The 13,167-nt window shown below is 62.1% G+C and carries 16 protein-coding genes; 7 read left to right on the forward strand and 9 right to left on the reverse strand.

The features are described from left to right. Nucleotides 1-36: 36 nt before the first annotated feature. The 7 genes from cimA to cysS form a co-directional block, all read right to left on the reverse strand. Nucleotides 37-1,653, reverse strand: a complete 1,617-nt coding sequence (gene cimA, locus NKI99_RS03570; RefSeq protein ID WP_352609793.1) for a citramalate synthase — start codon at nucleotides 1,651-1,653, stop codon at nucleotides 37-39. A 197-nt stretch (nucleotides 1,654-1,850) separates the two neighbouring features. Then, nucleotides 1,851-2,810, reverse strand: a complete 960-nt coding sequence (gene pip, locus NKI99_RS03575) for a prolyl aminopeptidase (RefSeq protein WP_023812900.1) — start codon at nucleotides 2,808-2,810, stop codon at nucleotides 1,851-1,853. Then, the gene (locus tag NKI99_RS03580) at nucleotides 2,807-3,283 is read right to left on the reverse strand and encodes a GFA family protein (protein ID WP_023812899.1); all 477 of its coding nucleotides are present in this window, start codon (nucleotides 3,281-3,283) and stop codon (nucleotides 2,807-2,809) included. Before NKI99_RS03580 ends, pip begins: the two co-directional genes overlap by 4 nt. Continuing rightward, the gene (locus NKI99_RS03585) at nucleotides 3,280-3,771 is read right to left on the reverse strand and encodes a GFA family protein (RefSeq protein WP_023812898.1); all 492 of its coding nucleotides are present in this window, start codon (nucleotides 3,769-3,771) and stop codon (nucleotides 3,280-3,282) included. Before NKI99_RS03585 ends, NKI99_RS03580 begins: the two co-directional genes overlap by 4 nt. A gap of 6 nt (nucleotides 3,772-3,777) precedes the next feature. After that, nucleotides 3,778-4,164 carry a VOC family protein gene (locus NKI99_RS03590; protein WP_023812897.1) on the reverse strand — a complete coding sequence of 129 codons (387 nt, stop codon included), beginning with the start codon at nucleotides 4,162-4,164 and terminating at the stop codon, nucleotides 3,778-3,780. Further along, entirely contained in the window at nucleotides 4,161-4,568 is a 408-nt protein-coding gene (locus NKI99_RS03595; protein ID WP_023812896.1) for an endonuclease domain-containing protein, read from the reverse strand. Before NKI99_RS03595 ends, NKI99_RS03590 begins: the two co-directional genes overlap by 4 nt. Before the next feature lie 280 nt (nucleotides 4,569-4,848). After that, nucleotides 4,849-6,351: a cysteine--tRNA ligase gene (gene cysS / locus NKI99_RS03600; RefSeq protein ID WP_023812895.1), complete on the reverse strand. Its 1,503-nt coding sequence runs from the start codon at nucleotides 6,349-6,351 to the stop codon at nucleotides 4,849-4,851. A 393-nt stretch (nucleotides 6,352-6,744) separates the two neighbouring features. Here cysS and NKI99_RS03605 point away from each other — a divergent pair, with 393 nt between their 5' ends. Continuing rightward, nucleotides 6,745-6,900: a hypothetical protein gene (locus NKI99_RS03605; protein ID WP_023812894.1), complete on the forward strand. Its 156-nt coding sequence runs from the start codon at nucleotides 6,745-6,747 to the stop codon at nucleotides 6,898-6,900. Between the two features lie 71 nt (nucleotides 6,901-6,971). On the opposite strand, the gene NKI99_RS03610 is transcribed toward NKI99_RS03605, so the two are convergent. Then, on the reverse strand, nucleotides 6,972-7,733 hold the full coding sequence (locus NKI99_RS03610; protein ID WP_352609796.1) for an SOS response-associated peptidase: 762 nt from the start codon (nucleotides 7,731-7,733) through the stop codon (nucleotides 6,972-6,974). A gap of 127 nt (nucleotides 7,734-7,860) precedes the next feature. Between NKI99_RS03610 and NKI99_RS03615 the strand changes: the two genes are divergently transcribed. From NKI99_RS03615 to NKI99_RS03630, 4 genes are all read left to right on the forward strand, one after another. After that, a complete protein-coding gene (locus NKI99_RS03615) occupies nucleotides 7,861-8,295 on the forward strand; it encodes an NUDIX hydrolase (RefSeq protein WP_352609798.1) in 435 nt (144 codons plus the stop codon). An 83-nt stretch (nucleotides 8,296-8,378) separates the two neighbouring features. Next, nucleotides 8,379-8,756, forward strand: a complete 378-nt coding sequence (locus NKI99_RS03620; RefSeq protein WP_013532565.1) for a TIGR02301 family protein — start codon at nucleotides 8,379-8,381, stop codon at nucleotides 8,754-8,756. Between the two features lie 355 nt (nucleotides 8,757-9,111). After that, nucleotides 9,112-9,369: a hypothetical protein gene (locus NKI99_RS03625; RefSeq protein ID WP_008874920.1), complete on the forward strand. Its 258-nt coding sequence runs from the start codon at nucleotides 9,112-9,114 to the stop codon at nucleotides 9,367-9,369. A gap of 70 nt (nucleotides 9,370-9,439) precedes the next feature. Continuing rightward, the gene (locus NKI99_RS03630; protein WP_023812890.1) at nucleotides 9,440-10,228 is read left to right on the forward strand and encodes a hypothetical protein; all 789 of its coding nucleotides are present in this window, start codon (nucleotides 9,440-9,442) and stop codon (nucleotides 10,226-10,228) included. Between the two features lie 35 nt (nucleotides 10,229-10,263). Here NKI99_RS03630 and NKI99_RS03635 read toward each other — a convergent pair whose 3' ends face one another. Then, nucleotides 10,264-11,595 carry a dihydroorotase gene (locus NKI99_RS03635; protein WP_352609800.1) on the reverse strand — a complete coding sequence of 444 codons (1,332 nt, stop codon included), beginning with the start codon at nucleotides 11,593-11,595 and terminating at the stop codon, nucleotides 10,264-10,266. A 75-nt stretch (nucleotides 11,596-11,670) separates the two neighbouring features. On the opposite strand from NKI99_RS03635, the gene ygfZ reads away from it, so the two are divergent. Both ygfZ and NKI99_RS03645 read left to right on the forward strand, forming a co-directional pair. Further along, nucleotides 11,671-12,531, forward strand: coding sequence for a CAF17-like 4Fe-4S cluster assembly/insertion protein YgfZ (gene ygfZ / locus NKI99_RS03640; RefSeq protein WP_352609802.1), 861 nt, complete (start codon nucleotides 11,671-11,673; stop codon nucleotides 12,529-12,531). Next, nucleotides 12,531-13,163, forward strand: coding sequence for an HD domain-containing protein (locus NKI99_RS03645; protein ID WP_127289343.1), 633 nt, complete (start codon nucleotides 12,531-12,533; stop codon nucleotides 13,161-13,163). The genes ygfZ and NKI99_RS03645 overlap by 1 nt, the downstream gene beginning before the upstream one ends. The last annotated feature ends 4 nt before the right edge of the window (nucleotides 13,164-13,167 follow it).

Below are 13,167 nucleotides of genomic sequence, written 5' to 3' on the forward strand. Positions count from 1 at the left end.
CTGATGGATCAATGGACTTTCGCTGATGGTTCAACCCTATTCGGCGGCCACCAGTCCGGCCATCTCGCGGTTCTTCATCAGCTTGTAGACGATGGAATCCATCAGCGCTTGGAACGAGGCGTCGATGATGTTTTCGGAAACGCCGACCGTCCACCAGCGCGCGCCGGTGCCGTCATGCGATTCGATCAGAACGCGGGTGATCGCCTCGGTGCCGCCATTGAGGATACGCACCTTGAAGTCGGCCAGTTCCATGTCGGCGATCTCGCTCTGGAACTTGCCAAGGTCCTTGCGCAGCGCGATGTCGAGTGCGTTGACCGGGCCATGCCCCTCGGCCACCGACATCTTCTCCTCGCCGTCGACCACCACCTTGACGATCGCTTCGGAGACCGTCTTCAGCTGGCCGTTGGCGTCGAAGCGGCGCTCGACCATGCAGCGGAACGAGGTGACGTTGAAGAACTCCGGTAGGCCGTGCAGCATCTTGCGTGCCAGGAGCTCGAAGCTGGCATCGGCGCCCTCATAGGCGTAGCCCTCGGCCTCGCGCTCCTTGACCACTGATATCAGCGCGTCGAGCCGGTGATCATCTTTCGGCACGTCGATGCCGCGCCGCTTCAACTCGGCGAGGAAATTGGCCTTGCCGCCCTGGTCCGAAACCATGACGCGGCGGCGGTTGCCGACCGTTTCCGGGGGCACATGCTCATAGGTCGCCGGCTCCTTGGCCAGCGCGGAGGCATGGATGCCCGCCTTGGTGGCGAAAGCAGAGGCCCCGACATAGGGCGCTTGCGCTTCCGGGGCGCGGTTCAGGAGTTCGTCGAAGGCGCGGGACAGGCGCGAAATGCCGGTCAGCGCCTCAGCCGAAATGCCCGTCTCGAAACGATCGGCGAAGGCCGGTTTCAACGCCAGCGTTGGTACGATCGAGATCAAATTGGCGTTGCCGCAGCGCTCGCCGATGCCGTTGAGCGTGCCCTGGATCTGGCGCACGCCGGCCTCGACAGCGGCGAGGGAATTCGCCACTGCCTGGCCGGTGTCGTCATGAGCATGGATGCCGAGATAATCGCCTGAAATACCTGATGAAATAACCTTCTCGACGATGGCGCGGACTTCCGAGGGTTGCGTGCCACCATTGGTGTCGCACAGCACCACCCAGCGCGCGCCGGCATCACAGGCGGTCCTGGCGCAGGCCAGCGCATAATCGGGATTGGCCTTGAAGCCGTCGAAAAAATGCTCGCAATCGACCAACGCCTCCTTGCCGGCGGCGATCGCCGCCTCGACGGAGGCCTTGATGGCGTCGAGGTTCTCCTCATTGGTGCAGCCGAGCGCGACACGGACATGGTAGTCCCAACTCTTGGCGACGAAGCAGATGGCATCCGACTTGGATTGCACGAGTGACGCAAGGCCGGGATCGTTGGAAGCTGACACCCCAGCCCGTTTGGTCATGCCGAAGGCGACGAATTTGGCGCGCGACGTACGTTTCTCCTGGAAGAAGGCTGTGTCGGTCGGGTTGGCGCCGGGATAGCCACCTTCGACATAATCGAGGCCGAAAGCGTCGAGCAGTTTCGCGATAGCGATCTTGTCCTCGACGGAAAAGTCTATGCCCGGCGTCTGCTGGCCATCGCGCAAGGTGGTGTCGAAGAGGAACAGTCTTTCCTTTTTCATGACAGCAAGGTGCTTGAGCACCCCCCTGTGGCCTGCCGGCCATCTCCCCCGCAAGGGGGGAGATCGGCAGCTTTGACGATAGCGCTGGTCCTGCATCGTCGGCGATTGGCGAAAGCGAAGGCGACATCCAATCTCCCCCCTTGCGGGGGAGATGTCCGGTAGGACAGAGGGGGGTGTGAAGGATCGCCGTGCATCGACTATATCTTCCCTGCAAACCGATCCGTCGCCCGGATCAGTTGATCCAGAATCCCCGGCTCCGAATAAGCATGACCGGCGCCCTCGATCAGATGGAAATCCGCCTTCGGCCAGGCCTTGTGCAGCGCCCAGGCATAGCGCGCCGGGCACGGCATGTCGTAGCGGCCATGGACGATGGTGCCGGGAATGTCGCTCAGCTTGTGCGCGTCGCGCAGCAGCTGCCCTTCCTCAAGCCAGCCGGCATGGACGAAATAGTGGTTTTCGATGCGGGCGAAGGCAATGGCATAGTCGTCCTCACCAAACGGTCCACTGGTCTCCGGTTCCGGCAACAGCGTGATCGTTTCGCCCTCCCACAGGCTCCAGGCGCGGGCGGCTTCGATCTGCGCCTTGCGATCCGTGCCGACCAGCCGCTTGCGGTAGGCAGCCATCATGTCGCCGCGCTCGGCCTCCGGGACCGGCGCCAGAAAGCGCTCCCATTTGTCCGGGAACATTTCCGAGACGCCGAACTGATAGTACCATTCGAGTTCCGCACGTGTCAGCGTGTAGATGCCGCGTACCACCAACTCACTGACGCGTTCGGGGTGCGTTTCGGCATAGGCGAGCGCCAGCGTCGACCCCCAGGAGCCGCCGAACACCAGCCATTTGTCGAAGCCGGCCATTTCGCGCAGGCGTTCGATGTCGGCGACCAGGTGCCAGGTCGTGTTGGCTTCGAGCGAGGCATTGGGCGTCGATTTTCCGCAGCCGCGTTGATCGAACAGGATGACATCGTAGAGCTTCGGGTCGAACAGCCGCCGGTGCTTTGGCGAGATGGTGCCGCCCGGCCCGCCATGCAGAAACACCGCCGGTTTGGCGCCTTTGGTGCCGGAACGTTCCCAGTAGACCTGATGGCCGTCGCCGACATCGAGCATGCCGGACTCGAAGGCCTCGATCTCGGGATAGAGGGTACGCAATTGACTGCTCATAGTTGCAAACCTTTGGTCGGCCAGTCCGCTGTTTCATGGTCGGGGTGCTGGAAGGAGATGATGGATTCCTGCCTGTTATAGTAGTCGGGATCCTGGTGGACGGGCTGATCGAAGATCGTCTCCACCCAGGGCAGCCGCGCGGCGTAGTTGACCTGGATCTGCGGGGCGAGATCTGAGCGGTCGTCGAAGGCACCGATAGCGATCTCAAGTCCACCGGGCTGCCGGTAGGTCAGCGGCGTCCCGCAGCGGGCGCAGAAACCACGATCGATGTTGACCGACGACTGGAAATAGCTTGGCTCTTCATGGGTCCATTTGACGCCATCCCTGGGCACCGTGACCAGCGCACCGAAGAACGAGCCGAACTGCTTCTGGCACATCCGGCAATGGCAGATCGAGGGACGGCCGAGCGCCCCATGAATGCGGAAACGCACGGCGCCGCATTGGCAGCCGCCAGTTCTTACTGTCTCGGTCATGGTCTTTCCTTCGGCGGCCATTGTTCGGTGTCGTGGTCCGGATGCTGGTAGGAGACGAGATCGGCCAGATAAGAGGCCGACGACACGTCGGCCATCGTCTCCTCGCCCGGCAATTGCGGGATCGTATCGACATAAGGCAGCTTTGCCTCGACACCCCATTGGATCAGCGGCACGATCTCCGCCGGATTGTCGAACGCGCCGATGGCGAGGCCAACGCCGTCCGGCGCGGTGAAGGTCAGCGGCGTGCCGCAATCGGCGCAAAAACCGCGATCGACATGGTTGGAGGAGCGGAAGTATTTCGGCTCGCCGCGCGTCCAGTCGAGCCGGGCGCCACGCACCGAAACCAGCGGCGCATAGAACGAGCCGAACGCCTTCTGGCACATGCGGCAATGGCAGACCGAAGCGTCGCCGAGCGCGCCTTCAACGCGAAAGCGCACCGCGCCGCACTGGCAGCCGCCGGTGTAGATCGGCCGGTTGTCGAGGCTCATCTCGGCTCACTCCGGCGCATGGCAGACGGCTTCGACATTGTTGCCGTCGGGATCGAAGACGAAGGCGCCATAGTAGTTCGGGTGATAATGCCGGCGCAGGCCCGGCCCGCCATTGTCCTTGCCACCGGCAGCAAGTGCCGCTGCGTGGAAGGCATCGACCTCGGCGCGGCTGCGCGCGGTGAAGGCGACGTGCTGGTGATCCCTGGGCTTGTCCTTGGCCGAACTCAGCCAGAACACCGGCCGGTCACGGCCATAGCCGCCGACCTTGGCGCCGCCGGTGTATTCCAGCGGCACCATGTAGAGGAGCGCTGCACCAAGCGGCGCCATCGCCTTGTCATAGAAAGCCTTCGAAGCATCGAAATCGGCAACGGTGATGCCAAGATGGTCTATCATGAAATTGCCTCCCTAGCTGGTTCGATCGCCAGCACTTCGGCAGCGGCCAGGCCGGCCTCGATGACGATGTGCTGGCAGACATTGTCGATATCGCGAATGACGTCGTCGTTCCAGAAGCGCAGGATGGTCCAGCCACTGCTCTTAAAATATGCGCTGCGTGTCTCGTCTTGTTGTAGATTTTCGCTATCCGCATGCTGGCTGCCGTCTACCTCGACGATGAGACGATAGGCCGAGCAAGCAAAGTCAACGATATAAGGTCCGATCGGCACCTGCCGTCGAAAGCTCATCCCCATAAGCTGGTGAGCACGCAACTCATTCCAAAGTTTCAACTCCGCATCGGTCATGACGCGACGCATGGATTTTGCATTCCGGCGGTGTCGTTGCGGAACGAGATCGTGTCCCATCAAACACCCCTTCGCCGGTGATTAGCGAAATCGGCGACGAGGGCTGATCTCCCCCCTTGCGGGGGAGATGCCCGGCAGGGCAGAGGGGGGTGCTGTCCCGCCCGCTTATCAATTGGAGACCGCTGCCTTCTCAGGAAACGGTCGAAACGAGGGTAGGCAAACAGAAACGATGGCGTTCCTTCACACCCCCCTCTGTCCTGCCGGACATCTCCCCCGCAAGGGGGGAGATCGGCTGTCACCAGGGTCTCCGCCAACCTTTCAAAAGTGTTTCGCGCCAACCTCACCGCTTGACCTCCCACGTCGTCACTCGCTCGCCAGTGACCAGATCCTTACCGTCCTTCAACTGTACACCTTGCGCCAGCAGTTCGTCGCGGATGCGGTCGGCCTCGGCCCAGTTCTTCGACGCTATGAGGGCAAGTCGGGTTTCAATTGCCTCAACAATGGCATGTTCGGCAACTTTTGCTTCCGCAAAGTCAAAACCAAGAAATAACAAAGCTGCCTTTACCTCAGCAGCGGCATTCAACTTAAATTCGACGTCTATTGGATCGCCATCAATTTCAACAAAGGGCGTTTCTGAGCCCTCCGACCCCAGACCTTTGCTCGCGTCTGAAACGAGCTCCGCCAATATGTAAAAGGCCTGAGGTGTCGAAAGGTCGTCCGAAAGTGCCTTAACAAAGCTGCTAGGGGGGCCCGTTTCATAACGCGCTCCATCAGCTACTCGCTTCCATTTGCGCAGCGTGTTCTCGGCCTCTTCCAGCTTGCGCACGGAAAAGTCGATTGGTTCGCGGTAGTGCGTCATCAGCATCGCCAGCCGCAGCACCTCGCCCGGCCATTTGCGGCCGCCAAAGGTCTCGGTCTCCAGCAGTTCGTTGATCGAATAGAAATTGCCGACGCTTTTCGACATTTTCTGGCCTTCGACCTGCAGGAAGCCGTTGTGCATCCAGATGTTGGCCATCACGTCCGTGCCATGGGCGCAGCGCGACTGGGCGATCTCGTTCTCATGGTGCGGGAAGATCAGGTCGAGGCCGCCGCCATGGATGTCGAACACCTCGCCAAGATAGGCGGCCGACATTGCCGAGCATTCGATGTGCCAGCCCGGCCGACCCCTGCCCCATGGCGAATTCCAGCCGGGCTCCTCCGGCGACGACAACTTCCACAGGACAAAATCGCCGGGATTTTTCTTGTGCGCGTCGACGGCGACGCGAGCACCAGCCTGCTGCTCGTCGAGATTGCGCTTCGACAGCTGGCCGTAGTCCGGCATCGACGCCGTATCGAACAGGACTTCGCCCGCGGCAACATAGGCATGGCCGCGTTCGATCAGGCTTTGAATCAAGGTGATCATGTCGACTTTGCCGTCGGCGCGGGGCTCGACGAATTCGGTGGCGCGCGGCTCGACCGTCGGCTCCAGGCAGCCGAGAACCGCCACATCGCTGTGGAACTGGTCGGCGGTCTTTTCGGTGACCCGCCTGATCGCCTCGTTGAGCGAAAGTGTTCCGGAAGCGATCTCGCCGCCGAAGTCGCGCAGAGCGCGCGCGTTGATCTTGTCGTCGACGTCGGTGATGTTGCGCACATAGGTGACGTGCGCCTCGCCATAGACTTGGCGCAGCAGGCGGAACAGCACGTCGAAGACGATCACCGGTCTGGCATTGCCGATATGGGCAAAGTCGTAGACGGTCGGACCGCAGACATACATGCGCACGTTCAGCGGATCGATCGGGACGAAATCCTCTTTCGTCCGCGTCAGCGTGTTGTAGAGGCGCAGGCCCTGCGATGCGTCAGACATTCGTGCCTTCCCGTTTCAGATCTTTCATCTGGATGGAGCCAGCCCGCGCCAAGACGCAAATCAGGCTCCAGCCTGCTGGCCGGGGCGTTTGTCCAATCTGGGGAAAGATGAGGCGAAAACGTCCGGACCAGCGCGAGGCTAGCCAATAATGCAAATGCCACAAATGGCGAAAGACGTTTTCATGGGCGGCTTTATCGCCTTGGCGAGTGTTGCCGTCAAGTCGCTAGTTTCGGCAAAAACGTCGCTGGATCACAGGTAATGAGCCACTGAAACATTTTATTAAACATGTCGGCACAGTCATGAAACATTCGCCGGCTAGATCAGCAGGCGTCACGATTTGGTCAGAATCGGCCATCAAACGCAGACACGAAAATGTTACCTGGGAAGAGAGACATGCTCCGAAGCAAGCAGGAATCCAATCGCGCCAAGCAACCGGCGCTGGCCAACCACTATCGCGCCATAGGCCCGGCCGCGATCGTCGCCGCACTTCTCCACACCGCGAAGAAGAAGAAGCCGGCGCAGAAGATCGTATCGCCCCGCGCTGCCTGAAGCAGTGTGTGGCTGGCGCCAAAGGTGCCAGGCATGAGGGCGCTGACATGCGGCCCTGAAGAACAGCTCAGCTAAAACAACGTCAGCTGACTGTCGTCCGCGCCGGGCTTCTGGCGCTTGACTTTTTCGGGCTCCGGCCCGATCTCGCCCCGCTCCTGGATCTCCGGTCCGGTGTTGACGACCTTGTTGACGAGGTCGGAGACGGGAATTGCCTCGAAGAAATCAGGCTGTGCCGGCCGCAACAGGTCGGCGACATCGCGCGGCTCGAGCGTGCGGCAATCCAGCCAGCGGGCGAAATCCCTGGGATCGATCACCACCGGCATGCGGTCGTGAATATGGGCGATGTCGGCATTGGCGTTGACGGTCAAGATAGCGCCGGTGTCCATTTCCGAACCGCCCGGCTCGGCATAGGTCTCGATCAAGCCGGCAAAGGCGACCAGCCCGCCATGCCTTGGGCGTATCCAGTAAGGCTGGCCTTTCTTGCCGCCGGTTTGCCGCCATTCATAAAAGCCGGACGCCGGCACCAAGGCGCGGCGATGGCGCATGGCGGCCTTGAACGACGCCTTTTCGGCAGCCCCTTCGGAGCGCGCGTTGAACAGCAGCGGAAACTCGCGTGTGTCCTTCACCCAGGTCGGGATCAGCCCCCAGCGCACCAGCATTGGCTGCCGGTCCGGCTGATTGGAGCCCGGCGCCCGCGGGGGGCCGGCGACCGCCATCAGGATCGGCTGGGTCGGGGCGATGTTGTAGCGCGCCGGGAAATCCTCCAGTTCCGCCAAGCCTAGCAACGCGGCAGTCTGGTCCGGCGTCGCGGTCAAGGCAAAACGTCCGCACATGGTCGATTGGCGTCCTTCGAATGGTTCAGCTTGAAAGTGGCGATGCAACCGGCGTTGCGCAACCGCTAAAGCTTGCCCATACTGGGCGATCCACAACAGACCTGCCTACACGCCTGATCGGGAACCCGTGAACGAAGCGCGCAAGATAGTTCCGGCAGTTTCGGTCGCCGTCATACGCGCGGATGCCGTGCTTCTGGTCAAGCGCGCCCGGCAACCATCGCAAGGGCTCTATGCCTTTCCGGGTGGCAAGGTCGAAGCCGGTGAGACGCTGGAACAGGCCGCGGTCCGCGAACTGTTGGAAGAGACCGGCTTGCGGGCCACCGATTACCGCCCGCTGCGGGAAATCCACATCGACGGCAGGGATGACAGCCACCCGGTCGATTATCTCCTCACGGTCTTCGGCGCCGCCTATGCCGGCGGCGAGGCCGTAGCCAGCGACGATGCAGAGACGGCGGCCTTCTATATGCTCAGTGAGATGGCGGCATTGCCGCTCGCCGGCTCGGTGTTCGCCGTGGCCGAGGACTTGTTGGACCCGGACGGAGACGACGGGCCGAAGCCCTGAAAACCGCCTTGCAGGCGACAAATTGTTTCGCCACAAAGACTTATCCTGTTTGGCAGAGCCACGCCGTTGGGTAGAGAAGGCTTATGAACCGTCCGTCCATGCTCCTCGCCGTGTGTCTTGCGGTCGGTGCGACCGTTTCGATACGGCCCGCGCTCAGCGCCGAATCGCCGTTCGAGCCTGGGTTGATGCGGCTGGCGGAGGTTCTGGGCTCGCTGCATTTCCTGCGCAATCTGTGCGGCGAGAAGGGCGACCAGTGGCGTGTCGAGATGACAAAACTGCTCGATTCGGAAAATCCGGACGCCGAGCGGCGCGCCCGCTTCATCGCCAGCTTCAATCGCGGCTACCGCTCCTTCGGCGGCACCTATACGAGGTGCACGCCCTCGGCGACCGAAGCCATCAGCCGCTACATGAAGGAAGGCGAGACGCTGTCTCGCGATATCGCCTCGCGTTACGGCAACTAGGCATTCGCTCATCAACAACTATCCGGATCATTGCTGGGCACAGCCGATATATCGGCTTGTGCCAGGCGATATCTTGGTGCAATCCTCATGTTGCACTTCTGCAACAGTATTAACGAAACCTTACCGCGCGAAAGCGGAATTAACTCAAACTGAAGGTTTTCGCCCCGCAGGCCGCCCCAATCGGCTAAGTTTGACTCGAGCTGAACGCAGCTTCGCACAAGGCAATCGGGCTTTGTAAAAGACGATCAAAAAAATGTCGTATTTACAAATACTTAATTGCCCCTGCGTGTGAAATGAACAGATCAGGCCTGATCCACATCGATGGATCGCAGCTTGAAAGGGTGGACATTCGCTTATGGAACATGGTGTCAACGACATCGACGCGCTGGTCAGGGAAGAAAAACGCCTGACCGCCGTGGAAAGCCACAGCGAGGCCTGGGCGGAAGGTCTCTCCGCCGGGATAGAGCCCGAGATCATCGCCGAAGCAGCGCTCGAAACAGCCTTCGGCGAGATGTTGCGTGCCAATGGCGAGACCTCGGCCCTTGCCCTGCTCGACCGTATGCGTGAAAAGGTGATTGCTGGCGCCTTCGAACCTGAACGGCTGCGGCACTGAACCGACGTCCGGTTCTTTGACGGGAACATGCCGCTCGGGCGTCATGCCCGGAAGCAGGGAGAAACGGGCAGTGAGTTTTTCGATGTCAGGCAAGCCGTGTGGCTTGATCCTTCGCATCTCCTTCGCCGCTTGCTGTGCCGCGATTCCCCTGCTTGTGTGTCTCGCGAGCAGCCCCGTGTATGCGCTGAGCGAAATCAAGCGCGAAGAGCTCCCCCCGACAGTCACGCCGCCGGCCGACGACGACATGTCGCCCCCCGGAAGCGCCGTGCCAATGCCCAACCCGGTCGGAACACCGCCGCCGGCCAGCCAGCCGACTGCTCCTGCCGAAGCCGAGCCGGACAGCCCGGCGGATGGCGGCGTGACCAGACCGCGCGTCGATCCGGAAACGCCGGTGCCTGAGGTCGTCTACGATCTCGGCAAGCTGCCGGAACCGGTGCGGCGCATGCACGATCTGATCGTCGAAGCCTGCAAGGGCGGCGATATCGAAAAGCTGCGGCCGTTGATCGGCACGGGCGAGAGCATGACACAGATATCGCTGACCGACATAGACGGCGACGCCATCGCCTTCCTCAAGGGCCTCTCCGGAGACCCAGACGGCCAGGAGATTCTGGCCATCCTGGAGGAGGTGCTTAATGCCGGCTACGTCCACCTCGATGCCGGCACGCCACAAGAACTCTATGTGTGGCCGTATTTCTTCGCCCTGCCGCTGGACAAGCTGGACGCCAAGCAGCGGGTCGAGCTCTTCAAGATCGTCACCGCCGGCGATTTCAATGATATGAAGCAGTTCGGCGCCTATATCTTCTACCGTGTCGGCATCACGCCTGCCGGACAGTGGTCGTTCTTCGTCGCCGGGGATTGAGCTTTCTGCCTCTGCCCTTGCAGAGATCCGGGAGCCTAGACGGGCAATGCCTCGGAAAACTCCACCGCTTTGCCTTGGCCTGGCGTGACGATTTCGCCCTCCCACATGACACGTCGGCCTCGAATGACGGTGCCGACCGGCCAACCCGTCACTTCCCTGCCATCATAAGGCGTCCAGCCGGCTTTCGAGCCGGCCTGCGCATTGGTGATCATCTCGCGCCGCATCATGTCTACGATGGTGAAGTCGGCATCATAGCCGGCGGCGATGCGGCCTTTCCTGGCCATGCCGAAGATCCGCTGCGGGCCATGACTGGACAGGTCGACAAAGCGCTGCAAGGTCAGCCGGCCGGCATTGACGTGGTCGAGCATGATCGGCACCAGCGTCTGCACGCCGGTCATTCCCGACGGTGAGGCCGGATACGGCTTGGCCTTCTCGGCCAGCGTGTGCGGCGCATGGTCGGAGCCGAGCACGTCGACGACGCCTTGGGCAATGCCGTGCCAGACGCCGTCGCGATGGCGGGCGGCGCGTACCGGCGGGTTCATCTGGATCAGCGTGCCAAGGCGTGCGTAGTCGTCGGCGCTTAGCGTCAAATGATGCGGCGTTGCCTCGCAGGTCGCGACATCCTTGTGTTGTTCGAGAAACACAATCTCCTCGGCCGTCGAGATGTGCAGGACATGAATGCGGGCGCGAACGCTGCGCGCGATGCGTACAAGCCGTTCGGTACAGCGTAAGGCGGCGATCTCGTCGCGCCAGACAGGGTGCGATGCCGGGTCGCCCTCGATGCGCTCGTCAAGACGCTCGCGCAGCCGGAATTCGTCTTCCGAATGAAAGGCGGCGCGCCGGCGCGTGTTTCTCAGGATCGACGCCACGCCCTCGTCATCCTCGACCAGCAGGTCGCCAGTGGACGAGCCCATGAAAACCTTGATCCCGGCAGCGCCCGGCAGCCGCTCAAGCTCGCCGACATCCCCGGCGTTTTCGCGGGTACCGCCGACCCAGAAGGCGAAATCGCAATGCATGCGATCCGTGCCGCGCCGGACCTTGTCGGCAAGCGCTGCCTCGCTGGTGGTCAAAGGATTGGTGTTGGGCATCTCGAACACGGCGGTGACGCCGCCAAGCACGGCCGCGCGCGACCCCGTTTCCAAATCTTCCTTGTGCTCCAGTCCCGGCTCGCGAAAGTGCACCTGGCTGTCGATGACACCCGGCAGGATATGCAGGCCGCGGCAGTCGATCGTCTCGCCGGCCGAGGCCTGGCGGAGACCGCCGATGGCAGCGATGCGCCCGTCCTTCACGCCGATGTCGCGAGCCCCTTCGCCGTCATGGTTGACCACTGTGCCGCCTGTCAGGATGAGGTCGTAGATCATGGCCATGCTCTCTTGCGGGGGGAGTGCCAGCGGCTTACGTAAAGGCCGACCATTTTGCAAGATCAGGTTGCTTTTCCGCCCATGCCCTTTGCCCAGCTCAAAGACCGCGCCCTCATTTCCGTATCAGGTCCGGATGCCGAGCATTTTTTGCAAAACATCGTGACCACCGATCTCGACATTCTGGCTCCCGGCGAAGCCAAGCCCGGTGCGCTGCTGACGCCGCAAGGCAAGATCCTGTTCGATTTCCTGATCTCGCGCACCGGCGAGAATGCATTCCGGCTCGAATGCCGTGCCGACATAGCGGACGATTTCATACGCCGGCTGACGCTCTACAAACTGCGCGCTAAGGTCGAGATTGCAAAATCCGATAAGGCATTTGTCACCGTCGCATGGGGACATGAATCAACACCCTCACAATCTGATTCAACGGCAGCCGCCGACACACGCTTTCCGAAGGGTGCCGTCACGCGTTCCTATGGCGAAACAGATGAGCGCAGCGATCTTGCCGCGTGGCAAGCCTTCCGCATTGCCGGCGGCATTGCCGAAAGCGGCAGCGACTACCAACTCGGAGACGCCTTCCCCCACGACGTGCTGCTGGACGAAACCGGTGGCGTCGGCTTCAAGAAGGGCTGCTATGTCGGCCAGGAGGTCGTCTCTCGCATGCAGCATCGCGGCACCGCCAGGCGGCGCGTGCTGATTGTATCGGCCGACGGACCCCTGCCCGCGCCGGGCGCCGAGCTAACCGTTGCAGGCCGGCCGGTTGGCACGCTCGGCTCGACCACCGGCACGACCGGTCTGGCCATTGCCCGCATCGACCGGGTCAAGGCGGCGCTCGACGCCGGCCAGCCGATCATGGCCGGGGACGCCACCGTTTCACTCGCCATTCCCGGTTGGGCAAAATTCACCTTCCCGCAGGAAGCCGTCAGCGCGGAGGGGGTCTGATGGCCGCCGACCGCGTTGGCGCGCCGGCACGCGCCTGGCAGCGCATGCTGTCGGGCCGCCGGCTCGACCTGCTCGACCCCTCGCCGCTCGACATCGAGATTTCAGACATTGCGCATGGGCTCGCCCGCGTTGCCCGCTGGAACGGCCAGACCAGCGGTGAGCATGCCTTTTCGGTCGCCCAGCACTCGCTGCTGGTCGAAGCGCTGTTCCGCGACCTGGTACCCGAGGCTTCGGCCGACGCCCGGCTGGCGGCCCTCCTGCACGACGCCCCCGAATATGTCATCGGCGACATGATCTCACCGTTCAAATCGGTAATGGGCGGCAGCTACAAGGATTGTGAGTTGCGGCTGCAGCGCGCCATCCATCTGCGCTTCTCGCTGCCGGAACCGGGTGCTGCGCTGCGCAAGGAGATCAAGCGCGCCGACCAGATCGCCGCCTATTTCGAGGCAACGCTGCTCGCCGGCTTTTCGACCGCGGAGGCGACCGAGTTCTTCGGCCGTCCGCGCGGCTTCAATGCCGACCGCTTCGATTTCACGCCACGCTCGGTGACCTGGGCGCAAAATGCGTTCCTGAAGCGGTTTTCCGCGATCGAGACATCGCGACACCAGGTTTCGGCGACCGCAATCGACTAAAAAC

The organism is Mesorhizobium sp. M0239, assembly GCF_040321815.1.
Lineage (GTDB): Bacteria > Pseudomonadota > Alphaproteobacteria > Rhizobiales > Rhizobiaceae > Mesorhizobium.

What these genes read in the sequence shown, in the direction of transcription:
- cimA (WP_352609793.1), bottom strand. Translation starts at nt 1,653, where the DNA reads ATGAAAAAGGAAAGACTGTTCCTCTTCGACACCACCTTGCGCGATGGC.
- pip (WP_023812900.1), bottom strand. Translation starts at nt 2,810, where the DNA reads ATGAGCAGTCAATTGCGTACCCTCTATCCCGAGATCGAGGCCTTCGAG.
- NKI99_RS03580 (WP_023812899.1), bottom strand. Translation starts at nt 3,283, where the DNA reads ATGACCGAGACAGTAAGAACTGGCGGCTGCCAATGCGGCGCCGTGCGT.
- NKI99_RS03585 (WP_023812898.1), bottom strand. Translation starts at nt 3,771, where the DNA reads ATGAGCCTCGACAACCGGCCGATCTACACCGGCGGCTGCCAGTGCGGC.
- NKI99_RS03590 (WP_023812897.1), bottom strand. Translation starts at nt 4,164, where the DNA reads ATGATAGACCATCTTGGCATCACCGTTGCCGATTTCGATGCTTCGAAG.
- NKI99_RS03595 (WP_023812896.1), bottom strand. Translation starts at nt 4,568, where the DNA reads ATGGGACACGATCTCGTTCCGCAACGACACCGCCGGAATGCAAAATCC.
- cysS (WP_023812895.1), bottom strand. Translation starts at nt 6,351, where the DNA reads ATGTCTGACGCATCGCAGGGCCTGCGCCTCTACAACACGCTGACGCGG.
- NKI99_RS03605 (WP_023812894.1), top strand. Translation starts at nt 6,745, where the DNA reads ATGCTCCGAAGCAAGCAGGAATCCAATCGCGCCAAGCAACCGGCGCTG.
- NKI99_RS03610 (WP_352609796.1), bottom strand. Translation starts at nt 7,733, where the DNA reads ATGTGCGGACGTTTTGCCTTGACCGCGACGCCGGACCAGACTGCCGCG.
- NKI99_RS03620 (WP_013532565.1), top strand. Translation starts at nt 8,379, where the DNA reads ATGAACCGTCCGTCCATGCTCCTCGCCGTGTGTCTTGCGGTCGGTGCG.
- NKI99_RS03625 (WP_008874920.1), top strand. Translation starts at nt 9,112, where the DNA reads ATGGAACATGGTGTCAACGACATCGACGCGCTGGTCAGGGAAGAAAAA.
- NKI99_RS03635 (WP_352609800.1), bottom strand. Translation starts at nt 11,595, where the DNA reads ATGGCCATGATCTACGACCTCATCCTGACAGGCGGCACAGTGGTCAAC.
- ygfZ (WP_352609802.1), top strand. Translation starts at nt 11,671, where the DNA reads ATGCCCTTTGCCCAGCTCAAAGACCGCGCCCTCATTTCCGTATCAGGT.
- NKI99_RS03645 (WP_127289343.1), top strand. Translation starts at nt 12,531, where the DNA reads ATGGCCGCCGACCGCGTTGGCGCGCCGGCACGCGCCTGGCAGCGCATG.